The sequence below is a fragment of the Streptomyces sp. NPDC044064 genome (assembly GCF_056434245.1).
The window spans coordinates 78,836-102,212 of sequence record NZ_JBWKFN010000018.1; the positions used below are offsets into that span (position 1 = coordinate 78,836).

General features: G+C 71.4%; 22 protein-coding genes and 1 riboswitch. Of the genes, 19 read left to right on the top strand and 3 right to left on the bottom strand.

The window, feature by feature from the left end; genetic code table 11:
- Positions 1–8: 8 nt before the first annotated feature.
- The 4 genes from dxs to AC07DS_RS27665 are packed head-to-tail and all read left to right on the top strand — an operon-like array spanning position 9 to position 4,136.
- Positions 9–1,952, top strand: coding sequence for a 1-deoxy-D-xylulose-5-phosphate synthase (gene dxs / locus AC07DS_RS27650; protein WP_479149493.1), 1,944 nt, complete (start codon positions 9–11; stop codon positions 1,950–1,952).
- Positions 1,949–3,334, top strand: a complete 1,386-nt coding sequence (locus AC07DS_RS27655) for an aspartate aminotransferase family protein (RefSeq protein ID WP_479149495.1) — start codon at positions 1,949–1,951, stop codon at positions 3,332–3,334. The genes dxs and AC07DS_RS27655 overlap by 4 nt, the downstream gene beginning before the upstream one ends.
- Before the next feature lie 59 nt (positions 3,335–3,393).
- The gene (locus AC07DS_RS27660) at positions 3,394–4,017 is read left to right on the top strand and encodes a helix-turn-helix domain-containing protein (protein WP_479149497.1); all 624 of its coding nucleotides are present in this window, start codon (positions 3,394–3,396) and stop codon (positions 4,015–4,017) included.
- The gene (locus AC07DS_RS27665) at positions 4,014–4,136 is read left to right on the top strand and encodes a DUF6126 family protein (protein WP_479149499.1); all 123 of its coding nucleotides are present in this window, start codon (positions 4,014–4,016) and stop codon (positions 4,134–4,136) included. Before AC07DS_RS27660 ends, AC07DS_RS27665 begins: the two co-directional genes overlap by 4 nt.
- A gap of 6 nt (positions 4,137–4,142) precedes the next feature.
- Here AC07DS_RS27665 and AC07DS_RS27670 read toward each other — a convergent pair whose 3' ends face one another.
- On the bottom strand, positions 4,143–4,940 hold the full coding sequence (locus tag AC07DS_RS27670; protein ID WP_479149500.1) for a tyrosine-protein phosphatase: 798 nt from the start codon (positions 4,938–4,940) through the stop codon (positions 4,143–4,145).
- A 171-nt stretch (positions 4,941–5,111) separates the two neighbouring features.
- Between AC07DS_RS27670 and AC07DS_RS27675 the strand changes: the two genes are divergently transcribed.
- The 3 genes from AC07DS_RS27675 (at position 5,112) to AC07DS_RS27685 (ending at position 9,651) form a co-directional block, all read left to right on the top strand.
- A complete protein-coding gene (locus AC07DS_RS27675) occupies positions 5,112–7,196 on the top strand; it encodes an alpha-galactosidase (RefSeq protein WP_479149703.1) in 2,085 nt (694 codons plus the stop codon).
- Between the two features lie 302 nt (positions 7,197–7,498).
- A riboswitch (cyclic di-AMP (ydaO/yuaA leader) is annotated at positions 7,499–7,661 on the top strand.
- A 4-nt stretch (positions 7,662–7,665) separates the two neighbouring features.
- A complete protein-coding gene (locus AC07DS_RS27680; RefSeq protein WP_479149502.1) occupies positions 7,666–8,604 on the top strand; it encodes a M23 family metallopeptidase in 939 nt (312 codons plus the stop codon).
- 261 nt (positions 8,605–8,865) lie between these two features.
- Entirely contained in the window at positions 8,866–9,651 is a 786-nt protein-coding gene (locus AC07DS_RS27685) for an SGNH/GDSL hydrolase family protein (RefSeq protein WP_145877926.1), read from the top strand.
- A 74-nt stretch (positions 9,652–9,725) separates the two neighbouring features.
- On the opposite strand, the gene AC07DS_RS27690 is transcribed toward AC07DS_RS27685, so the two are convergent.
- Both AC07DS_RS27690 and AC07DS_RS27695 read right to left on the bottom strand, forming a co-directional pair.
- A complete protein-coding gene (locus AC07DS_RS27690; protein ID WP_479149504.1) occupies positions 9,726–10,346 on the bottom strand; it encodes a TetR/AcrR family transcriptional regulator in 621 nt (206 codons plus the stop codon).
- Positions 10,347–10,441: 95 nt separating this feature from the next.
- Positions 10,442–11,620 carry a glutamate dehydrogenase gene (locus AC07DS_RS27695; protein WP_479149506.1) on the bottom strand — a complete coding sequence of 393 codons (1,179 nt, stop codon included), beginning with the start codon at positions 11,618–11,620 and terminating at the stop codon, positions 10,442–10,444.
- Positions 11,621–11,801: 181 nt separating this feature from the next.
- On the opposite strand from AC07DS_RS27695, the gene AC07DS_RS27700 reads away from it, so the two are divergent.
- The 12 genes from AC07DS_RS27700 (at position 11,802) to AC07DS_RS27755 (ending at position 23,349) form a co-directional block, all read left to right on the top strand.
- Positions 11,802–12,983, top strand: coding sequence for an MBL fold metallo-hydrolase (locus AC07DS_RS27700; RefSeq protein ID WP_479149508.1), 1,182 nt, complete (start codon positions 11,802–11,804; stop codon positions 12,981–12,983).
- Between the two features lie 75 nt (positions 12,984–13,058).
- Positions 13,059–13,802: a TetR/AcrR family transcriptional regulator gene (locus AC07DS_RS27705; RefSeq protein WP_479149510.1), complete on the top strand. Its 744-nt coding sequence runs from the start codon at positions 13,059–13,061 to the stop codon at positions 13,800–13,802.
- 171 nt (positions 13,803–13,973) lie between these two features.
- Positions 13,974–14,282 carry a hypothetical protein gene (locus AC07DS_RS27710; protein WP_479149512.1) on the top strand — a complete coding sequence of 103 codons (309 nt, stop codon included), beginning with the start codon at positions 13,974–13,976 and terminating at the stop codon, positions 14,280–14,282.
- Positions 14,283–14,299: 17 nt separating this feature from the next.
- Positions 14,300–15,373 carry a M14 family metallopeptidase gene (locus tag AC07DS_RS27715; RefSeq protein WP_479149514.1) on the top strand — a complete coding sequence of 358 codons (1,074 nt, stop codon included), beginning with the start codon at positions 14,300–14,302 and terminating at the stop codon, positions 15,371–15,373.
- Positions 15,374–15,756: 383 nt separating this feature from the next.
- Positions 15,757–17,856: an ATP-binding protein gene (locus tag AC07DS_RS27720; RefSeq protein ID WP_479149516.1), complete on the top strand. Its 2,100-nt coding sequence runs from the start codon at positions 15,757–15,759 to the stop codon at positions 17,854–17,856.
- A 77-nt stretch (positions 17,857–17,933) separates the two neighbouring features.
- On the top strand, positions 17,934–18,368 hold the full coding sequence (locus tag AC07DS_RS27725) for a roadblock/LC7 domain-containing protein (RefSeq protein ID WP_479149517.1): 435 nt from the start codon (positions 17,934–17,936) through the stop codon (positions 18,366–18,368).
- A gap of 2 nt (positions 18,369–18,370) precedes the next feature.
- Complete coding sequence (locus AC07DS_RS27730) at positions 18,371–18,742, top strand: DUF742 domain-containing protein (RefSeq protein WP_393470319.1); 372 nt, start codon at positions 18,371–18,373, stop codon at positions 18,740–18,742.
- Positions 18,720–19,319, top strand: coding sequence for a GTP-binding protein (locus AC07DS_RS27735; RefSeq protein WP_479149519.1), 600 nt, complete (start codon positions 18,720–18,722; stop codon positions 19,317–19,319). The genes AC07DS_RS27730 and AC07DS_RS27735 overlap by 23 nt, the downstream gene beginning before the upstream one ends.
- A 61-nt stretch (positions 19,320–19,380) precedes the next feature.
- Positions 19,381–19,956: a GAF domain-containing protein gene (locus tag AC07DS_RS27740; RefSeq protein WP_479149521.1), complete on the top strand. Its 576-nt coding sequence runs from the start codon at positions 19,381–19,383 to the stop codon at positions 19,954–19,956.
- A gap of 192 nt (positions 19,957–20,148) precedes the next feature.
- Complete coding sequence (gene tdh, locus AC07DS_RS27745) at positions 20,149–21,177, top strand: L-threonine 3-dehydrogenase (protein WP_479149523.1); 1,029 nt, start codon at positions 20,149–20,151, stop codon at positions 21,175–21,177.
- Between the two features lie 38 nt (positions 21,178–21,215).
- A complete protein-coding gene (locus tag AC07DS_RS27750) occupies positions 21,216–22,415 on the top strand; it encodes a glycine C-acetyltransferase (protein WP_479149525.1) in 1,200 nt (399 codons plus the stop codon).
- A gap of 31 nt (positions 22,416–22,446) precedes the next feature.
- Positions 22,447–23,349: a LysR family transcriptional regulator gene (locus AC07DS_RS27755; protein WP_145877602.1), complete on the top strand. Its 903-nt coding sequence runs from the start codon at positions 22,447–22,449 to the stop codon at positions 23,347–23,349.
- Positions 23,350–23,377: the final 28 nt, after the last annotated feature.

A 23,377-nucleotide genomic window follows, 5' to 3' on the forward strand; every position in this document is an offset into this window, starting at 1 on the left:
GGCCCAGCGTGACGATTCTGGAGAGCATCAGGGGACCACGCGACCTGAAGGCGCTGTCCGAGGCGGAACTCGGTGAACTGTCCGAAGAAATCCGTGAGTTCCTGGTGCACGCGGTGGCGAGAACCGGCGGCCACCTCGGGCCCAACCTGGGAGTGGTGGAACTCTCCATCGCGCTCCACCGGGTCTTCGAGTCGCCGGTCGACCGCATCCTGTGGGACACCGGCCACCAGAGCTATGTCCACAAGCTGCTGACCGGGCGTCAGGACTTCTCCAAGCTGCGCGGCAAGGGCGGCCTGTCCGGCTATCCCTCGCGCGAGGAGTCCGAGCACGACGTCATCGAGAACAGCCATGCCTCGACCGCGCTCGGCTGGGCCGACGGTCTCGCCAAGGCCAACCAGGTGCAGGGGGAGAAGGGCCATGTGGTCGCGGTCATCGGCGACGGCGCGCTGACCGGTGGCATGGCCTGGGAGGCGCTGAACAACATCGCGGCCGCCAAGGACCGGCCGCTGATCATCGTCGTGAACGACAACGAGCGGTCGTACGCCCCGACCATCGGCGGCCTGGCCAACCACCTGGCCACCCTGCGCACCACCGACGGCTACGAGAAGGTCCTCGCCTGGGGCAAGGACGTCCTGCTGCGGACCCCGGTCGTCGGCCCCACCGTCTACGAGTCCCTGCACGGCGCGAAGAAGGGCTTCAAGGACGCCTTCGCCCCGCAGGGCATGTTCGAGGACCTGGGCCTCAAGTACGTCGGTCCGATCGACGGGCACGACATCAAGGCCGTCGAGTCGGCACTGCGGCGGGCCAAACGGTTCCACGGGCCCGTCCTGGTGCACTGCCTCACGGAGAAGGGGCGCGGTTACGAACCCGCCCTCGCCCACGAGGAGGACCACTTCCACACCGTCGGCGTGATGGACCCGCTCACCTGCGCGCCCCTCACGCCGTCCAGCGGGCCCTCCTGGACCTCGGTGTTCGGCGACGAGATCGTCAGGATCGGGGAGGAGCGGGAGGACGTCGTGGCGATCACGGCGGCCATGCTGCACCCGGTGGGCCTCGGCCGGTTCGCCGAGCGCTTCCCGGACCGGGTGTGGGACGTGGGCATCGCCGAGCAGCACGCGGCCGTCTCCGCCGCCGGTCTCGCCACCGGCGGGCTGCACCCGGTCGTCGCCGTCTACGCCACCTTCCTCAACCGCGCCTTCGACCAGCTGCTGATGGACGTCGCCCTGCACCGGTGCGGGGTGACCTTCGTGCTGGACCGGGCCGGCGTCACCGGCGTGGACGGCGCGTCGCACAACGGCATGTGGGACATGTCCGTGCTGCAGGTCGTCCCCGGCCTCAGGATCGCCGCGCCGCGCGACGCCGACCAGCTCCGCGCCCAGTTGCGCGAGGCCGTCGCCGTGGACGACGCGCCCACCCTGGTCCGCTTCCCGAAGGAGTCCGTCGGCCCGCGGATCCCGGCGATCGACCGCGTCGGCGGCATGGACGTCCTGCACCGCGGCGAAGACCCCGAGGTGCTGCTGGTGGCCGTCGGCGTGATGGCGCCGGTGTGCCTGCAGGCCGCCGAACTGCTGGCGGCGCGGGGCATCGGCTGCACGGTGGCCGACCCCCGTTGGGTCAAGCCCGTCGACCCCGAGCTGCCGGGGCTGGCCGCCGCACACCGGCTGGTGGCCGTCGTGGAGGACAACAGCCGGGCCGCCGGGGTCGGTTCGGCCGTGGCGCTCGCCCTCGGCGACGCCGACGTGGACGTGCCGGTACGCCGGTTCGGCATCCCGGAGCAGTTCCTCGCGCACGCCAAGCGGGGTGAGGTGCTGGCCGACATCGGCCTCACGCCCGTCGAGATCGCCGGGCGGATCGGCGCGAGCCTGGCCGTCAGGGACCCGGGTCCCGCCGTCGAGGAGGCGGACTTCGCCGCCGAGGACGCGGGGGGCACAGTCAAGGAGAAAGCTGAATGACCAAGAAGTTCGACCTCGGCGCCCTCCTCGCCGACCGCGGAGCCGAGCGCTACGAGCTGCACACGAAGTACCTGAACCCGCAGCTCCCGCGCATGCTGCACACCATCGGCTTCGACAAGGTCTACGAGCGCGCCGAGGGCGCCCACTTCTACGACGCGGACGGCAACGACCACCTGGACATGCTCGCCGGGTTCGGGGTGATGGGGCTCGGCCGCCACCACCCGGTCGTCCGCCAGGCGCTGCACGACGTGCTGGACCTGAACCTCGCCGACCTCACCCGCTTCGACTGCCAGCCGCTGCCCGGCCTGCTCGCGGAGCGGCTGCTCACCCACAGTCCGCACCTGGACCGGGTGTTCTTCGGTAACAGCGGCACCGAAGCGGTCGAGACCGCCCTGAAGTTCGCCCGGTACGCCACCGGCAGACCGCGCGTCCTCTACTGCGACCACGCCTTCCACGGCCTGACCACCGGCTCCCTGTCGGTCAACGGCGAGGACGGCTTCCGCGACGGCTTCGCCCCGCTGCTGCCCGACACCGCCGTACCTCTCGGCGATCTCGACGCGCTCGCGCGGGAGCTGAAGAAGGGTGACGTGGCCGCCCTGATCGTGGAGCCGATCCAGGGCAAGGGCGTCCACGAGGCCCCGCCCGGCTATCTGCGCGCCGCGCAGGACCTGCTGCACCGGCACAAGGCGCTGCTCATCGCCGACGAGGTGCAGACCGGCCTCGGCCGTACCGGCGACTTCTACGCCTACCAGCACGAGGACGGCGTCGAACCGGATCTGGTGTGTGTGGCCAAGGCGCTGTCCGGCGGCTACGTCCCGGTCGGTGCGACCCTGGGCAAGGACTGGATCTTCAAGAAGGTCTACTCGTCCATGGACCGTGTCCTGGTCCACTCGGCGAGTTTCGGGTCCAATGCGCAGGCGATGGCGGCCGGCCTCGCCGTGCTGTCGGTGATGGAGGACGAGCAGATCGTCGCCGGGGTGCGCACCACGGGCGGTGTGCTGAAGTCCCGGCTCACCGCGCTGATCGACAAGTACGAGCTGCTCGCCGACGTCCGCGGCCGGGGCCTGATGATCGGCATCGAGTTCGGAAGGCCCAGCTCGCTGAAGCTGCGCGGCCGCTGGACCATGCTCCAGGCCGCGCGCAAGGGCCTGTTCGCGCAGATGGTGGTCGTACCGCTGCTCCAGCGCCACCGGATCCTCACCCAGGTCTCCGGCGATCACCTGGAGGTCATCAAGCTCATCCCGCCGCTGGTCGTGAACGAGGCCGACGTGGACCGGTTCGTGGACGCCTTCACGGCGGTGATGGACGACGCGCACAGCGGCGGCGGCCTGATGTGGGACTTCGGCAAGACCCTGATCAAGCAGGCGGTGGCCAACCGCTGATCTTTTGCCTCTGAGGCAATAAATTTGCCCCAGAGGCAATGATTCGGCTCAATGGAGGCATGAACGCCTCAGAAGCCCCCCCACCGGCGGGCCACGGCGACGACCTGTCCGTCGTGGCGCCGCAGCTGCGTGACCTGCGCCGACGCAGCGGTCTCACCCTGGAGGCCGCGGCCCGGTCGGCCGGGCTCTCGCCGGCCCACCTGTCCCGGCTGGAGACCGGACAGCGCCAGCCTTCGCTGCCGATGCTGCTCGCACTCGCCCGTATCTACAGTACGACCGTCTCGGAGCTGCTCGGCGAGACGGTCGCCGACCGGGACGCCATCGTGCGCGCCACCGACATGGAGCCGACCCACGCGGGCGGCTGGACCTACTTCCAGGCCGGAGCCCCGGGGCGCGCCATGCAGGCCCTGCGCGTCCGGGTGCCGTACGGCACCCAGGGCGACATCGTGCGCGTCCACCCCGGCGAGGAGTGGCTCCACGTCCTCAAGGGGCGGCTCAGGCTGCGCCTCGGCGACACCACGCATCTGCTCGCGCCCGGCGACAGCGCCCACTTCGACTCACTCACCCCGCACCGCCTCGCCGCCGAGGACCACGACGGCGTGGAGCTGCTGTTCCTTCACACCCTGCTGCAGAGCCCCACGGCCACGCTGTGCCTGGGCCCGCTGACTGGAGAGCTGCCATGAGCAACTTCGAGGAGAAGTTCCCCCGCTCGCTGTGGATCCGGCTGATCATCTACATCGCCGTGGGCCACCTGTTCGCCGGATTCCTCTATCTGCTGTTCTCGGTGGGCGCCAAGGGCTGACCGCCGTCAGTCCAGCAGACGCTCCCGCAGCCGCTCCCGGGTCTGCGGGGTGAGCCCCAGACCCTGCGCGAAGTAGGCGTCGGTGCCGCCCCACGTCTCCTCGATACTCGCGAAAGCCGCCTGGAGATACTCGGCGCGGGCGTCGAAGAGCGGACTCAGCAGCTCCATCACCTCGGGCGTGTACGCGGTGTCCGGGCTGCCGTTGCGACGGACCTTGTAGCGCCGGTGCTTGGCGTTGGACTCCAGGTAGTCGGCCACGACGGCGTCGCGCTCCACGCCCACGGCCAGCAGCGTGACGGCTATGGAGATGCCCGCGCGGTCCTTGCCCGCCGCGCAGTGCATCAGCGTGGGCACGCTGTCCTCGGCGATCGCGTGCAGCACCCGGGAGTGCTCGGCGGTGCGCTCCTTGACGATCGTCCGGTACGAGGCGACCATCCGGGCCGCCGCCTTGCCGTCCCCGAGGATGCCGCGCAGCTGCTCGATGTCGCCGTTGCGGACCATCTGCCAGAACTCGGCACCGTCCGCCGGGTCGCTCAGCGGCAGGTTCACGTTCCGCACACCGGGCAGCTCGACGTCCGGGCCCTCCAGCTTCTGGTCGGCGGCGTTGCGGAAGTCGAAGATCGTGTGCAGGCCCAGGGACGCGAGGAAGGCCGCGTCCTCCTCGGTGGCGTGCGCGAGGTGGCCGCTGCGGAACAGCGCTCCGGGGCGCACCCGCCGCCCGTCCACGGTCGGCAGTCCGCCCACGTCGCGGAAATTGCGCACTCCGGCCAGCTCGGGCTCGGTCGAGGGGACCTGCTGCGTCACGGGGGCTCCTCCCGGTCGGCCCCGCCGGCGCGGCTCGTCGACGGGCACTCCGTCGACGATACGACATCGATTTCCTCGGGCAATGAGTTGTCCACAGGCGTTGCCACCAGGGGCTGCGGGGCCTAATGATGTTCGCACTTGAGCGGATCTGTTGGCACCTGTGAGGTCTCGATGGTGGACATCGCCGATGACGGTCGTACATGGCTCCTGTCGGGCCCCGGCAGCAGCTATGCGCTGCATCTCACCGAGGCGGACGAACTGGTGCACCTGCACTGGGGGCCACGGATCGTGCTCGCCGACGCCGAGGCCCTGGCGGCGAGCCCGCTGCCTGCCTACTGGCCCTTCGAGTCCCCGCTCGACGGCCGTGAGGAGTACCCCGTCGAGGGCGGCCCCCGCTTCGTCCGTCCGGCCCTGTCGGTGCGCACCGAGGAGCGGCGCGGCACCGAGTGGCGCTTCGTGTCGTCCGACACGGTGGGCGGCGCCGACGGTGACGAGCTGCGGCTGTGCTTCGACGACGACGGGCTCGCCGTCACCCTGCACTACCGGATGCGCGGGGACGTCTTGGAACGCTGGGTGACCGTGGACAACGGCTCGCACGCGCGCGTGGAGCTGCTGCGCGCCGACGCCGCGACCTGGACCCTGCCCGACCGCGAGGGCTGGCGGCTGTCCCAGCTGCACGGCCGCTGGGCCGCCGAGTCGCTGCTGGCCACCGCCCCCCTCGCCTACGGCGAGAAGATCATCGGCAGCCGCCGCGGCCACACCGGCCACCAGCACCTGCCCTGGGTCGCGCTGGACACCGACGCGACCGAGGAGCGCGGCGAGGTCTACGGCTGCGCGCTCGGCTGGTCCGGGTCCTGGCGGATCGCCGTCGCCCAACTCCCGGACGCGCGGGTGCAGATCACGGGCGGCGCCGGATACGACGAATCCGGCCTGCTGCTGCTCGAGCCGGGGGAGTCGTACGCCAGTCCCGTCTTCGCCGGCCTGTGGAGCGACGGCGGCTTCGGCGGGGCCAGCCGCACCTGGCACGCCTACCAGCGGGCGTACGTCATCCCGGACGCGGAGCAGGACCGGCCGGTGCTGTTCAACTCCTGGGAGGCGACCAACTTCGACATCTCCGAGGAGCAGCAGACCGCCCTCGCCCGGCGGGCCGCCGGCATCGGCGTCGAGCTGTTCGTCGTGGACGACGGCTGGTTCGGCGCCCGCACCAGTGACCGGGCAGGCCTCGGCGACTGGACGCCCAACCCCGACCGCTTCCCGCACGGCCTCAAGCCCCTCGCCGACCAGGTGCACGGCCTCGGCATGCAGTTCGGCATCTGGGTCGAGCCCGAGATGGTCAACCCCGACAGCGACCTCTACCGTGCCCACCCCGACTGGGTGCAATACCAAACTGGACGAAAGCGGACGGAGCTACGCAATCAGCTCGTTCTCAACCTCGCCCGCGAGGACGTCCAGGAGTACCTCTGGGAGCAGCTGGACACCCTCCTGTCGAGCGCCCCGATCGACTATGTGAAGTGGGACTTCAATCGCTGCTTCACCGACGCCGGCTGGCCCGGGGAGCCGTACCCGCAGCGCCTGTGGGTCGACCACGTCCGCGCCCTGTACGCCCTGCTGGACCGGCTGCGCGCAGCCCATCCCGCGGTCGCCTTCGAGTCCTGCTCGGGCGGTGGGGGGCGGATCGACCTCGGCGTGATGAGCCGCACCGACCAGGTGTGGACCTCCGACAACACCGACCCGCTCGACCGGCTCTCCATCCAGCACGGCTTCAGTCAGATCCATCCGGCGCGGGTCATGGCCGCCTGGGTCACCGACAGCCCGAACACCCAGCTCAACGGGCGGGAGAGTTCGTTGCGGTTCCGCTTCGTCAGCTCGATGGCCGGGGTGCTCGGCGTCGGCGGCGACCTCACCGAGTGGAGCGGGGAAGAGCTGGCCGAGGCCCGTCTCTGGGTGGACCTCTACAAGGAGATCCGACCGGTGGTCCAGCGTGGCCACCAGTACCGGCTGCGGCCGCCGACGGGCGGTCTGAGCGCCGTCCAGTACGTCCACGGCGACGAGGCCGTGGTCCTCGCCTGCCTCCAGGCGCAGCACTACGGTGAGCCGGTTCCGGCGCTGCGGCTGCGCGGACTCGACCCGACAGCATCGTACGAATGCCGCGAAACGGGCGAAGTGCACCGAGGTGCGGTCCTGCTGCACCACGGGCTGCGCACCGGACTGAGGGGCGACCTGGATGCGACGGTTCTCCGGCTGCGTCGCATCTGAGTAATCTGTCCGAATTGGAGCCTTCGTTCCAACTCGCTCTGAGGTAAGGGGGTGTGGGGATCGGCGCGTGAGGAGCGTCATATTCGTGACCGTGTGTCGCGCGTCATGTCCACGTAATTCCTGTAAGGGTGAAGGGAATTAAAAAGGGTGAGGATTCCGGAATTCACGGAGAGTGACCGTGAATTTCCGAATTCGATCATTTGGAGCCGTGGCGCCGGGAACCAGCTGCTTGTCCGAATCCGTCTTGCTCGCTTACGTTCGCCACCAATCCGGTCGGAACGCCGAATCCTGCCGCCGCCCGGAGTCCCCACACACTTCACCCGTGTTCGGCAGGAGCGGGGGACCCACCAGGTATGACTGCCTGTCCCGGTCTCCGGGACAGGCTGGGGTGCAGCCGCGCAGCGCGCGGCCGGGCAGCTCCAGCCCGAACCCGTCAGCTCACCTCGCAGGCGCCGGAGAGGAATGCGCCATGCCCGCGAAGGGTAAGCACCGCCGTCCCAAGCCCCCGCGTTTCACCCGCTCGATCGCCGTCGCCGGAACCGGTGGCGCCGCGCTGGCCCTGCCGCTCCTCGGGGCCACCGGAGCGCACGCCGCCACCACGCAGTCCGTTTCCGGAAAGGTCGTGCAGTCCCTTCCGGCCGTGGTAAAGACGGCCGTGAAGAAGGCGGCCGCGCAGCGGAATTCGGGTGTGCGCACCTACACGGTGAAGTCCGGCGACTGGCTCGCGAAGATCGCCGGCGCGCAGCATGTCAGCGGCGGCTGGCAGCGACTCTACGACGACAACCGGCAGGCCGTCGGCCAGGATCCCTCGCTGATCCACCCGGGTCTGAAGCTGTCGCTCGGCGCGAAGGCCGCCCAGCCGCACACCGAGCCCTCCGCCCCGGCGCCGGCATCCCCGCCCCGGTCCCAGTCGGGCCAGGCCTCCGGTGCCGCCGCCGCACCCGCCGCACCCGCCGCGCCCTCCGCACCCGCCGCGCCCTCCGCACCTTCCGTGCCGTCCGCCGGCTACACCCTCCCGGTCACCGGCGCCACCATCGGCACCGGGTACCACGTGGCCGGCAGCATGTGGTCCAGCGGTTACCACACCGGCGTCGACTTCGTCGTGCCGACCGGTACCCCGCTCAAGGCCGTCGCCGCCGGCACCGTCGTCTCCGCCGGGTGGGGCGGCGCGTACGGCAACCAGGTCGTCATCAAGCTGAACGACGGCTACTACGCCCAGTACGGCCACCTCTCGCAGCTCTCCGTCTCGGCCGGCCAGACCGTGACCGCGGGCCAGCAGATCGGCCTCTCCGGCGCAACCGGCAACGTGACCGGCCCGCATCTGCACTTCGAGATCCGCACCACGCCGAACTACGGCTCGGACCTCGACCCGGTCGCCTACCTCCGCTCGCACGGCGTCGCCGTCTGAGGCTCCCGCTCCGCGGGACCCGCTCTCGAGAATCACCTGCCCTGACAAGCCGCCGAAGGCCGGACCCGGTTCCCCGGGTCCGGCCTTCGGCGTGTGCGCACCGTCAACGCGTCCGAACGTCGCGTTATTCCTGGATTGGCAAATGATTTAAGGGTGTCTCATCTCACCGTTCGTCAACCCCTGCCTACGGTCGCGTAGGTCACATCCGAAGGTGAATCATGGTCCGACGTGGCAGACGATTCGAAGAATGACAACAGATCAGTGATCGGGTCGTACGTGGCGGTGGGGGACAGCTTCACCGAGGGCGTGGGCGATCCCGGCCCCGACGGGGCGTTCGTGGGCTGGGCCGACCGGTTCGCGGTACTGCTCGCGGACCGGCGTCCCGAGGGCGACTTCGCGTACACCAACCTGGCCGTGCGCGGAAAGCTGCTCGACCAGATCATGGCGGACCAGCTCCCGAAGGCCGTCGAACTCGCCCCGGACCTCGTGTCCTTCTGCGCGGGCGGCAACGACATCATCCGGCCCGGCACCGACCCGGACGAGGTGGCAGAGCGCTTCGAGCGGGCCGTGTCCCAGCTCACCGAGGTCGCGGGCACCGTGCTCGTGACGACCGGCTTCGACACCCGTGGCGTCCCGCTGCTCAAGCATCTGCGCGGCAAGATCGCCACCTACAACGGGCACGTCCGCGCCATCGCCGACCGGTACGGGTGCCCCGTGCTCGACCTGTGGTCCCTGAAGTCCGTCCAGGACCGCAGGGCGTGGGACGGCGACCGGCTCCACCTCTCGCCCGAGGGGCACACGCGCGTGGCACTGCGCGCCGGACAGGCCCTCGGCCTGCAGATCCCGGCCGACCCGGAGCAGCCCTGGCCGCCGCTCCCGCCGCGGGGCACCCTGGAGGTCCGCCGCGACGACGTCCACTGGGCCCGCGAGTACCTCGTCCCGTGGATCGGCCGCCGGCTGCGCGGCGAGTCCTCCGGGGATCACGTGACGGCGAAGGGCACCCTGTCGCCGGACGACATCAAGATGCGGATCGCGTCGGTGGCGTGACGGCCGGCGTCCGTGCCCCGCACCGCGAGCCCGGCGGTGCGGGGCACGTCCGTGCCACCGTGCCGGCCGCAGGCTCAGCGCTCCCGCTCGGTCAACGCCTCCCGGCCCAGCCCGAGTTCCCGGGCCAGGGCCTCGTCCGCCCACTGCCGCGCCCGGGACCGCGGCACCGAGCCCGGGTACGACGTCAGCTGCACCGCGAGACCGTCGAGGAGCGCGGTGAGCCGCAGCGCCGCTCCCGCCGGGTCGGCGCACTCGAACTCGCCCGCCGCCACGCCCTCCGCGATGACCTCGGTGATCGCCGCCTTCCATTGCAGGTCCAGGTCGCGGGTGACCTGCCGCAGGGCGGGCTCGCGCAGCGCCACCGCCCAGCCCTCGATCCACAGCCGCCAGCCCTTGGCCTGACCCGTGGGCGCGTACCAGCGCACGGCGGCCCGCAGCCGGCGCAGCGCGGAGGTGCGCCGGTCCAGCAGCCCCCGCAGATGGGCCAGGTCGTCCGCGGCCGCGTAGGTGAAGGCCTCGGCGACCAGCTTCTCCTTGGTCGAGAAGTGATACAGCACCAGCGCGTTGCTCACGCCGAGCGCGGAGGCCACGTCGGCGATCCGCACCGCCGCCACGCCCCGCACCTCGATCTGCTCGATGGCGGCCCGCAGCAGCTCCTCCCGCCGCTCGGCCACACTCAACCGCACTCTCGCCACGCGGCCACCCTAATCCGTCGCTCAGGGCCGCACCGAAAGGGCCGGTCTCCCTCGGCCACTTCGGGTGCCGCGGGCCCAGAAGCGCCCGGCCGGTGTCAGCGGTACCACCCGAAGCGCTCCGCGATCACCGGCAGACGATCGCCGACCAGGGCGTGGGCGGCGGCGCGCGGCGCCGTACCGTCGGTCTGGGCGCGCGTGAGCATCAGATCGACCAGGGCGCGCATCGAACGGCGGATGTGCGCGAACGCCTCGTCGGCGCCCGGGCCGATGTCGCCGAACAGGGTCCACCACCACCAGGCGTTCGTGGCTGAGTTGACCACCACGTCCGGCAGTACGGTCACCCCGCGCGCGGCCAGCAGCGCCTCCGCCTCGGGCAGGACGGGCATGTTGGCCGCCTCGACGATCCAGCGGGCGGTGATCCGCTCCTGCTCGGCGGTGCCGATCGCGTACGACACCGCGGCCGGCACCAGCACCTCCGCGTCCGCGGACAGCCACGCGTCACCGGGCAGTTCACGGTCGCCGGGGCGCAGCACGGAGCGGTCGACCGTTCCGTAGGCGTCCCGCGCGGCCAGCAACGCCTCCACGTCGAGACCCTCCGGGTTGGCCACGGTCCCCTTGACGTCGGCCACGGCCACCACGGTGAGCCCCGCGCGCGCGAGGAAGCGGGCGGTGGCCCCGCCCATCGTGCCCAGGCCCTGTACGGCCACCCGGGTGCCGCGGTATGACACCGATGCCCGGTCCAGGGCGGCCAGCACCGACTCGGCGACCCCGCAGCCGCCCGCCAGCTCGTCCAGGCCGATGCCGTCCACCTCGACGGCGAAGGCGTCCGCGAGCCGCTTGCGGGCCGCCGCCTCGTCGTCCAGCAGCGGGTACACGGCCTGCACGGAGGAGACCAGGCCCGCCTCCGCCGCCGCACGGTCCACCAGGTCCTGGGTGAGGCCCAGATCCTCGCCGGTGGTCCAGAAGCTCTCGATGTACGGCCGCATGGCCCGCAGGTAGCGCACGAGCAGCCCGTACGCCCCGGGGTCCTGCGGATCGCAGTCGATGCCGCCCTTGGCGCCGCCGAGAGGGACGTAACGGCCCTCGGGGTCGTAGTGCAGGGCCTCCTTCATCGTCATGCCCCGGGCGAGTCCGGTGACCTCCTCCAGGGTGCAGCCGGGCCGCATCCGCAACCCGCCGCTGGCCACGCCCCGCACCAGCCGGTCCACGACCAGGAAGCCCCGGCGGCCGGTGATGTGGTCGGTCCAGACGAGCGACATCAAAGGGGCGGTCATGGGGTCTCCCGGGTGAGGGTTACTGAATCGCGAGTCAGTATTCGGATCTGGTGGACAGCCTGTCAACGTGCGGCGGATCCGTGGCGGCGCACACAGGACGGCGGCCTGTGACCCCGGCCACGGGGGCCTGTCGGGGGCGCCGACCATAATGGAGGGCCTCAGCGACTCACCAGGAGGTACCGTGACCGGTTTGCGTTCCCAGAGCTTCGGGCTCGGCATGTTCCAGCCCGAGGCCTTCGGCACGGAACCGAGCGGTGAGCGCATGGCCCGCATCCGCCGCTCCCCCCACTTCAAGGACGGCGTCTTCCAGAACCCCGGCGGCACCGCAAGCACCCGGCCCTCCGGGTCCACGCTCGACCTCGCCAAGGTGTTCCTGGACAAGGACACCCGGCCGCTGCGCGCGCCGCGTGGCACCGTCCCGGTGCACCCCACCACCCTGGCCGACATCGCCAAGCCGCCGGCCACGGGGCTGCGGGTGACCTGGATGGGCCACTCCAGCGTGCTCGTGGAGATCGACGGCCACCGTGTCCTGTTCGACCCCGTCTGGGGTGAGCGCTGCTCTCCGTTCCCCTTCGCCGGGCCCAAGCGGCTGCACCCGGTGCCGCTGCCGCTGGCCGCGCTCGGCCCGGTCGACGTGGTGGTCGTCTCGCACGACCACTACGACCACCTGGACATGCCCACGATCAAGGCGCTGGCCGGCACGGACACCGTGTTCGCCGTGCCGCTCGGCGTCGGTGCCCATCTCGAACACTGGGGCGTGTCCGCGGACCGGCTGCGCGAGCTCGACTGGCACGAGGCCACCACGATCGGCGGGCTCACCCTCACCGCCACCCCGGCCCGCCACTTCTGCGGCCGCGGCCTGCGCAACACCCAGCACACCCTGTGGGCGTCCTGGGTCGTGGCGGGCGAGGAGCACCGGGTCTACCACAGTGGTGACACCGGCTACTTCGAGGGCTTCAAGGACATCGGCGCGGCCCACGGCCCGTTCGACGCCACGATGATCCAGATCGGCGCGTACAGCGAGTTCTGGCGCGACATCCACATGACCCCCGAGGAGGGGCTGCGCGCCCACCTCGACCTCCAGGGCGGCGACCCGCGCGGAGTGCTGCTGCCGATCCACTGGGGCACCTTCAACCTGGCCCCGCATCCGTGGGCGGAACCCGGCGAGTGGACCAAGGAGGCCGCCGAGGAGGCCGGCCAGGCGGTCGCTCTGCCCCGGCCCGGCGAGCCCTTCGAGCCTGCCGGCAAGCTCCCCGCCGAGGCCTGGTGGCGCGGTGTCTCCGGAACCGTGCGCCGCACCTGGCGGGCGCTCGGGGCGCTGGCCGCCGAGCCCGGCGTGCGCAAGGGGCTCGACCACGCGTGATCGAGGGGTCCGCGCGTTTCTCCGGATAAAACGTACAATTATTGATGAAGTGTACGGCGTATCCGGAGTGCGGCCATGGCACGGCGAGACAACCCAGAAGGACGGGGGCGCCTCAGCCGCCCCCGCGTGCTCGCCGCGGCCGTCGCCCTGGTCGACCGTGAGGGGCTCGCGGCCCTGACCATGCGCCGCCTCGCCGCCGACCTGGGCGTGGAGCCGATGGCCATCTATCGGTACACCGCCGGCAAGGAAGCCCTCCTCGACGGCCTCGTGGAGACATTCTTCGCCGAGGTCAACGAGCGGCTGCGGACCTCGGCGCAGCAGGCCCGCGCCGACTCGGACGCCGTGGCCGAAGAGCCGCCCTGGCGGGCCGAACTGCGCAGGATCGCCCGGGCGTTCGCGTATGTCGTGCACGCCCACCCCGAAATCCTCCCCGTGGTCGCCACCCGTCCGCTCGCCGTGCCCGTGGCCCGCCGACCGCAGTCCTGGCTCCAGCTCACCGAGCATGTGCTCGCCGTCCTGGCCCGCGCCGGTTTCGACGACGCCACCGTGCTGACCGTCTACCGCACCTTCGTGGCCTGGACCCTCGGCTGCCTCCTCGTGGACAAGCGCCAGGTGGTGGACGACAGCGAGGAGCCGGACCTCATGCTCCGGCTCGGCCTGCACCGGCTGCCCGCAGCCGACTACCCACGGCTGCGCGCCCTCGTCCCGCATTTCGCCGAGTACGACGACGAACGTGAACTGGCGGCCGGCCTCGACAGGCTGCTGAGCGGCCTGCCCGAGGTTCCCCTTGACGCCTTCTATCACGGCGGAGCACCCTGAGAATACGACGTACATATATGGCGTAAGTGCCATCAAACGTCATCCGGCGTTGTTCATCGACGTCTCCGATTCGACGTCTCCGATCGTCGAAGTCCGCACGGTCCTCACACGCGGCAACTCGCGCTGCCGGGTGGCCTTGTGGCGCGCCCGGCGGTGCCGGAAGAAGCGGTCATGTCCAGCACTTCACCACCCGTCCTGCGCGTGCGCGTCACCGCCCGGGACGCGGAAACCCTGCGTGGGCTCCTGCGCGACGCGCATCCCGACGTCGGCGGGAGCCCCCGCCTGACCGATGACGGCAGGTGCAGCATCGACGCCTACGTCACCGCCGAACAGGCCGAGGCCCTCGAACGCGAGGGCGTGTCGGTCACCACGGTCGAGAACGCCACTGCCAAGGGACTCGCCCGCCAGGCCGAGGTCGGCGAGGGGGACCGGTTCGCCCCCGCCGATGCCGTGCCGCACGGGCTGGCCGTCAAGGCGTAGCGCCCGGGAGGAGTGCCATGTCGTACCTGAACATCACCGAGGTCGAGTCCGCCGTGACCAGCCTGGCCACCGCCTTCCCGGTCACGAGCCGGCTCATCGACCTGCCCGAACCCTCGGTCGAGGGCCGCGCCGGTCACGCTCTGCGGATCGGTGCCTCCCCGGCCGGAACCCGGGACTGCGCCGTCCTCATCGGGGGCGTCCACGCCCGGGAGTGGGGCAGCTGCGAGATCCTGGTCCACTTCGCCGCCGACCTGCTGGAGGCGTACGACGCGGGAACCGGCCTGATCTACGGGGGGACGAGCTTCACCAGCGACCAGGTGCACAGGATCCTGGACGAGCTGGAGGTCGTCGTCCTCCCGCTGGTCAATCCCGACGGCCGCCTCTACAGCCAGACCGTCGAGCCGATGTGGCGCAAGAACCGCAACCCGGCACAGTCGGGCGGCGACCCCGACCGCATCGGCGTCGACATCAACCGCAATTACGACTTCCTCTTCGATTTCCGCACCGCCTTCGACCCGGACGCGGCACCACGCGTCTCCGACGACCCCGCCGACCTCGTCTACCAGGGCCCGAGCGCCTTCTCGGAACCCGAGACCCGCAACGTGCGCTGGCTGCTCGACACCTACCCGCGCACCCGCTGGCTCGTCGACGTGCACAGCTACTCCGAGGACATGCTGACCGTCTGGGGCGACGACGAGAACCAGTCCGCCGCCCCGGCCCAGAACTTCCTCAACCCGGCCTTCGACCACCAGCGAGGGGTGCCCGGTGACACGTACGCGGAGTACCTCCCGAAGTCCGACGCCGACGACGCCGTGGTCCTCGCCGAACAGTTCTGCTCGGCACTGAACGGCGTACGCGGCCGCGCCTACACCCCGATGTCCGCCTTCCACCTCTACCCGACCTGTGGGACCAGCGACGACTACGCCTACTCCCGGCACCGTGCCGACGAGCACAAGGGCAAGATCCTCGGCTTCACCATCGAGTGGGGCGACGAACCCGGCGGCTTCTACCCGCCGTGGCCGGAGATGGAGCGGATCGTCCTGGACGTCGACGCCGGGCTGGTCCAGTTCTGCGTCACGGCACTCGACTGACACCTCCGGGACCGGCACCTCCACAGCAGGAGTCGAGTCAAGGCCATGACTGATACTCTCCGTGACAATTTCTCGGATCGGGTGGAGCGCGGCCGGGTGCTTCGGTGGGGGTCCGTGTCTCGCGCCGGGGGCGAGCCGAAGCGGACGGGGGCTCCGACGCCCGGATCGCCCCCTCGCCCCCATGACCACTTTTGAGCAGGTGATTTCGTTCTCTTTCGGGTCGGATCGATGAGCGTGGCACGGTTATCGGTCTGTCGTACGAGGGCTCATACCAGAGCGGGACCCTCCCCGGGTGACTTTGTCAACTGCCCACCGCACTTGATGCGCAGGCGACTACTGTGAGTGTCCGGATGGCAGCCCGACGGACCAGTACGAGGACGCAGATGTCTCACCTCCGTGCACCGGCCGCCCATGCCGACCGCCGTGAGGGCGGCCGGCACGGGCGACCGGTCGCCCGACCCGCTCCCGCACTGCCCGAGACGCACATACGGCCTCAGCTGATGCGGCTCGCCGTGCTGCCGCCCGTCGCGGTCGCGCTCAGCGCCAGTGCGGCGGTCCTGTTCAGCATCCGCTCCACCGGCGCACGCCCCGCGCCCACCCTGTGGGCCGTGCTCGCCGGAGCGGTCGCGGTGACCGTCGCGGGCATCATGATCGCGGCCGTCGCCGCCGACCGGGCCGCCCGCTCGGTCAGCGACCGAGTCGACGCCCTGCGCCGCAGCACCGCGCGCGGCGAGGCCGATCTTCGTGCCCTCGTCGAGGGGCTGCGCCACGGCGAGACCCCGCCGCAGCGGGGGCAGCGCCGCCGGCCACCACAGGACGCCGACGACTTCGAACTGCTCGCCGCCGACCTGGCGCACGCGTACGACGGCGCCGTCACCGCCGTCGTGCAGGCCAGCCAGCTCTCCAGCCAGGCGGGCAGCGAGCAGAAGCTCGAGGTCTTCGTCAACCTCGCGCGGCGGCTCCAGTCCCTGGTGCACCGGGAGATCTCGATCCTCGACGATCTGGAACACGAGATCGAGGACCCCGCACTCCTCAAGGGCCTGTTCCACGTGGACCACCTGGCCACCCGGATCCGACGGCACGCCGAGAACCTCGCCGTGCTCGGCGGTGCCGTCTCCCGCCGGCAGTGGAGCAACCCGGTGAGCATGACCGAGGTGCTGCGCTCCGCGATCGCCGAGGTCGAGCAGTACTCCCGGGTGAAGCTGGTGCCGCCCATCGACGGCGAACTGCGCGGCCACGCCGTCGCCGACGTGATCCACCTGCTCGCCGAACTAGTCGAGAACGCCACGGTGTTCTCCGCCCCGCACACCCAGGTGCTGCTCCGCGCCAACCTCGTCACCTCCGGGCTCGCCGTGGAGGTCGAGGACCGCGGGCTCGGCATGCCGGTCGGCGAACAGAACAAGATGAACGCCCTGCTCGCCGACCCCGACCAGGTCAATGTCGCGAGCCTGCTGGCCGACGGACGGATCGGCCTCTACGTCGTCTCCCAGCTCGCCCGGCGCCACGGCATCGGCGTACGCCTGCAGACCAACATCTACGGCGGCGTGCAGGCCGTACTCGTGGTCCCACAGGCGTTGTTGGGCACGACGCGAGGGGTATCCGGGGCCGCACCGCAGCCCCAGGACACGATGGGAAACCCCCAGGTTCCGCAGCAGGGGCGTCCGTCTTCCGTGGAGCACCGGCCGGGAGCCGCGGCCGGCGCGGGCCCGGCGGGCGCGCCCGGCACGAATGACCCGGGCGGGCCGCGAACGGGAGGGCAGGCCGGGACCGGACCGGACCCGGCGGCCGGACGGCGACGGCACGCGCAGCACGGATCCGAGCACAGCGGTACCCCCGGGCGCGCGGGCATGCAGAACGGGAGCGCCCGGAACGGGGGTTCACCGGATGCCGGCCCACCACCCCCGCTGCCCGTGCGCGGCACCCATGAGCAGCGGCCCCACATCGCCGAGGCCGTGCCCGGCATCAACGCCGAGGACCGGCCGGTGCTCGAGGCCCACGCGGGCACCCTGCCCGGCCCGCGCGCGGGTGCGGTCCGCGGCACGATGGGCAAGCCTCAACTGCCCCGCCGTCGCGCCCAGGAGCACATCGTTCCCCAACTGCGCGGTGGGCCGGTTCCCCGCCAGGACGGGGACGTCGTCGCGGGCCACGACCCCGGCCTGATGGCGGCCTTCCAGCGGGGGATCGGACTCGCCGAGGCACAGCAGAACATGGAGACGGCATACGGGGATTCACCCCATGCGGAGGCCGCGCCCGGGGTACCCGGACACCTGGACGCGGGCCCGGCCCACAGAACACCGGCCACGGTGCCGCCCCATGTGCACCCCGCACACGTCGACGCAGGCCCACCGGGCGCCAACCCCATGGCCGGCCACCCCATGGACGCGGCCGACCCCCTGGCCCAGACGCCCATATCCCACATGCACACGCACACGCCCGTATCCGAGGGCACCGGCCGCTCCGACGGGAGCGCACCGGCCGGATGACCACCCTCGTCAGTCCCGCACCACCCCCCACCCCCAGCGCTCCCGCTGACCTTCGTACCCCAAGGAGTCGATCCACCATGGCGAGCGACGCGCCGACCGCCCAGGCATCCGACCTCGACTGGCTGCTGAGCGGCCTAGTGCAGCGCGTACCCCACACCAGCAGCGCGGTGCTCCTGTCCTGCGACGGACTGGTGAAGTCCGTGCACGGCCTAGACCCGGACAGCGCCGACCACATGGCGGCCCTGGCCTCCGGCCTCTACTCCCTCGGCCGCAGCGCGGGCGTCCGGTTCGGCGACGGCGGGGACGTCCGCCAGGTCGTCGTCGAACTCGACTCGACGCTGCTGTTCGTCACCACCGCCGGTTCCGGCACCTGCCTCGCCGTGCTCGCCGGGCGCGAGGCCGACGCCGCCGTGCTCGGCTACGAGATGGCGATGCTGGTCAAGAGCGTCCGCCCCTACCTGGCGACAGCACCCCGGCAGCACGCTGTCGATTCCACGGCGATGAGGCCTTGAACGTGGCCGCAGCCGGCGACGGGCCCTGGCTCGACGACGCGGCCGGACGGCTCGTGCGCCCGTTCACGGTCAGCAACGGCCGCACCGAGCCCAGCATCGCCCTCGACCTGATGTCGCAGGTGATGGCCACCGGTGTCACCCCGCTCGGCTACCTCGGCCCCGAGCACGCCCAGGCGCTCGACCTGTGCCGCGCGCCCGTCTCGGTGGCCGAGGTGGCCGCGCATCTCAAACTGCCCGCCGTGGTCACCAAGGTGCTCCTCTCGGACCTCGTCGACTGCGGGGCGCTGACCACCAAGCCCCCCGCGTTCCACCACAACCCCACTGACCGGTCTCTGCTGGAGGCAGTGCTCGATGGACTACGACGACAGCTCTGACCCGTTTCCGACCGCCCTCAAGATCCTGGTGGCGGGCGGGTTCGGGGTCGGCAAGACCACCTTCGTGGGAGCGGTCAGCGAGATCGCCCCGCTCAGCACCGAGGAGCTGCTCACCACCGTCAGTGCCGCCACGGACAACCTCGACGGCATCGAGAACAAGGTCGAGACGACGGTCGCCATGGACTTCGGCCGGATCACGCTCGATCCGGAGCACGTCCTGTACCTGTTCGGCACGCCCGGGCAGGAGCGGTTCTGGTTCATGTGGGACGAGCTGTCGGAAGGGGCGCTCGGCGCGGTCATCCTCGCCGACACGCGCCGCCTGGAGGAGTGCTTCGCGGCCGTGGACTTCTTCGAGGAACGCGGCCTCGCCTTCATCGTCGCCATCAACGAGTTCGACGGCGGTTACCGGTACGACCCGGAGGAGGTGCGCGCGGCCCTCGACCTCGACGTGGAGATCCCGGTCGTCTGCTGCGACGCCCGCATCTCCAGCTCCGGCGTACAGACCCTGCTCACCCTCGTACGCCACCTCATCGCCCACGCCCCGGCGCCCGCGCCGAGCCACGGCGCCCACATGTGATCCAGCCATACCGTTCACGGAGCCGCCCCATGCGACACGCCCACAGCGCCGGAGCCCGGCCATGAGCTACGAGCCGCCCCGACCGGTCCGGGGTCTGCTGCTCACCCCCGAGGACAGGGAGGCGCCCGCCCGCACCTCCCGGCTGCGCCGACTCGGCCTGGGGGAGCGGCCCGAAGCCGCTCTCGACGCCTTCGCGCACCATCTCGCCCAGCTCACCGGCGCGCCGTACGCCATGGTCAACTTCGTCGGCGAGGGCCACCAGTACTTCGCGGGCCTGCGCACCCCGGTGACCGCGCCCGTGGTCCGGGAGGACGGCAGCAGGCCCGAGATCGGCCGTGTCCTGCCGCGCGACCACGGCTTCTGCCCGCATGTGGTGGTCCGGCGCAAGGCCCTGGTGCTGGAGGACGTCTGCGACTATCCCCGCTTCGCCGGCAACCCGGTCGTGGACGAGTACGGCATCCGCTCCTACCTCGGCGCCCCGCTCATCGACAGCTCCGGCATGGCGCTCGGCACCGTGTGCGCCTTCGACGTCGCACCCCGGGCCTGGGGGAGGTCCGGGCTGGAGACCATCAAGGCGCTGGCCGCCGAACTCGTCGCACGCATCGAACGGTCCGCGGACGACGGGCTGCCGATCTGAAGTGCCCGCGGGGACGGACACGACCGTGGGGATCCGGGAGGCGTGAAGGAAAGCTGAGGCGGCGGTTAAGAAAAGCTCGATGGACCCCGGCCCGCGCGTACGGCAGATTGCAGGGTGATTCCACCCCTCTGACCCGGTGCGGGCTCCTTCGGCATGCCTGCGACCGGGACCTCACCCACAGGAGTCGTAGCGTTGAAGGCGCTGGTCAAGGAGAAGGCGGAGCCCGGGCTCTGGCTCGCGGACGTACCCGAGCCGGAAATCGGCCCCGGAGACGTACTGATCAAGGTCATGCGGACCGGTATCTGCGGCACCGACCTGCACATCCGGGCCTGGGACGGCTGGGCGCAGCAGGCCATCAGCACTCCGCTCGTGCTCGGACACGAGTTCGTCGGGCAGGTCGTCGAGACCGGCCGTGACGTCACCGACATCCGGGTCGGCGACCGGGTCAGCGGCGAGGGCCACCTGGTGTGCGGCAAGTGCCGCAACTGTCTCGCCGGCCGTCGTCACCTGTGCCGGGCCACCATCGGCCTCGGTGTCGGCCGGGACGGCGCGTTCGCCGAGTACGTCGCGCTGCCCGCGTCCAACGTCTGGGTGCACCGCATCCCCGTCGACCTCGACGTCGCCGCGATCTTCGACCCGTTCGGCAACGCCGTGCACACCGCGCTGTCCTTCCCGCTGGTCGGCGAGGACGTCCTGATCACCGGCGCCGGGCCGATCGGCCTCATGGCGGCGGCGGTGGCCCGCCACGCAGGCGCCCGCAACGTCGTCATCACCGACGTCAGCGAGGAGCGCCTGGAGCTCGCCCGAAAGATCGGCGTGAGCCTGGCCCTGAACGTCGCCCGGACCTCGATCGCCGACGGGCAGCGGGAGCTGGGCCTGCGGGAGGGCTTCGACATCGGCCTGGAGATGTCCGGCCGCGCCGAGGCCATGCGCGACATGATCGCCAACATGACGCACGGCGGCCGGATCGCCATGCTCGGCCTTCCCGCCGAGGAGTTCCCGGTCGACTGGTCCCGGATCGTCACCTCGATGATCACCATCAAGGGCATCTACGGCCGGGAGATGTTCGAGACCTGGTACGCGATGTCGGTCCTGCTGGAGGGCGGCCTGGACCTCGCCCCGGTGATCACCGGCCGGTACGGCTACCGCGACTTCGAGGCGGCCTTCGCCGACGCGGCGAGCGGCACCGGCGGCAAGATCATCCTGGACTGGACTGCGTAACCCCCTTCTTCCGCCAGCACCTTCAGAGGAGCCCCCTCATGTTCAGCTCTGTCCGTGACGACCTGCGCGCCACCCTCGACGAGATCCGTGCCGCCGGCCTGCACAAGCCCGAGCGGGTCATCGACAGCCCGCAGTCCGCGACCGTCAGCGTCAGCGCCGGCGGCCGCCCCGGCGAGGTCCTCAACTTCTGCGCCAACAACTACCTCGGCCTCGCCGACCACCCCGAGGTGATCGCCGCCGCCCACCAGGCCCTGGACCGCTGGGGCTACGGCATGGCCTCCGTACGCTTCATCTGCGGCACCCAGGAGGTGCACAAGGAGCTGGAGGCGCGTCTGTCCGCGTTCCTCGGCCAGGAGGACACGATCCTGTACTCCTCCTGCTTCGACGCCAACGGCGGTGTCTTCGAGACCCTGCTCGGCGAGGAGGACGCGGTGATCTCCGACGCCCTCAACCACGCCTCCATCATCGACGGCATCCGCCTGTCCAAGGCCCGCCGCTTCCGCTACGCCAACCGTGACCTCGCGGACCTGGAGGCCAAGCTCAAGGAGGCGACCGAGGGCGGCGCGCGGCGCAAGCTGATCGTCACCGACGGCGTCTTCTCCATGGACGGCTACGTGGCCCCGCTCGATGAGATCTGCGACCTCGCCGACCGCTACGACGCGATGGTCATGGTCGACGACTCGCACGCCGTCGGCTTCGTCGGCCCCGGCGGCCGCGGCACCCCCGAGCTGCACGGCGTCATGGACCGCGTCGACATCATCACCGGCACCCTCGGCAAGGCGCTCGGCGGCGCCTCCGGCGGCTACGTCGCAGCCCGCGCCGAGATCGTCGCCCTGCTGCGCCAGCGCTCCCGCCCGTACCTGTTCTCCAACACCCTGGCCCCGGTGATCGCCGCCGCCTCCCTGAAGGTCCTCGACCTGCTGGAGTCGGCCGACGAACTGCGGGTCCGGCTCGCCGAGAACACCGCGCTGTTCCGCCGCAGGATGACCGAGGAGGGCTTCGACATCCTCCCCGGCGACCACGCCATCGCCCCCGTCATGATCGGCGACGCCGCCGAGGCGGCCCGCATGGCGGAGCTGCTCCTGGAGCGGGGCGTGTACGTGATCGGCTTCTCCTACCCGGTCGTCCCGCAGGGCCAGGCCCGCATCCGCGTGCAGCTGTCCGCCGCGCACTCCACCGAGGACGTCGACCGGGCCGTGGACGCCTTCGTCGCCGCCCGCGCGGAGCTGGCGGCCTGACCAGTGCGGACACCCTGAGATAATTGATCCCATGATCGAAGCCCGGCGGCTCCACATCCTCCGTGCGGTGGCTGACCACCGCACGGTCACGGCGGCGGCCGCCGCGCTCTATCTCACCCCCTCCGCCGTCTCCCAGCAGCTGACGGCCCTGGAGCAGGAGACCGGGCACCGCCTGGTGGAGCGCAGCGCCAAGGGTGTCCGGCTCACCCCGGCGGGCGAGATCCTGCTGGGCCACACCAACGCGGTCCTGGCCCAGCTGGAGCGGGCCGAGGCCGAACTGGCGGCCTACGGCTCGGGGGAGGCGGGCACGGTCACCGTGGCCGCCTTCGCGACCGGCATCGCCGAGGTGGTGGCGCCCGCGGTGGCCCGCCTCGCGGCCGCCGCGCCCGGCATACGCATCCGCGTCCAGGACGCCGAGGGCGATGCCAGCCTGCCCATGGTCCTGGACCGGCAGGTGGACGTCGCGGTCGCCGTCGAGTACCGCGGGGCCCCGCCCGCCGACGATCCCCGGCTCACCCACGTGCCCCTGTACGCCGAGCCCTTCGACGCGGTCGTACCGGTCGGCCACCGCCTCGCGGACGCCCCCGAGGTTCCTCTGGCGGAGCTGGCTAAAGACCCGTGGATCGGCCCGTACCCCGGCAACCCCTGCCACGACGTGGTGGTCCTCGCCTGCGAGAGCGCCGGGTTCCAGCCCCGCCTCGAGCACTCCTCCGACGACTTCCGCGCCGTCGTCGCCCTGGCCTCGGCCGACGCGGGCGTGGCCCTCGTGCCGCGCTCGGCCCTGCGCGGTATGGACCTCACGGGTGTGGTCGTCCGCCCCGTCGACGGTGTGGCCCCGACCCGCCGGGTCTTCGCTGCCGTGCGGCGAGGAGCCGAAGGACACCCCCTGATCCGTCAGGTGCTGGCGGCACTGGGGGAGGCGGCGCAGGCGTGAGCCTTCCGTAACACCCCTGTCTCATATC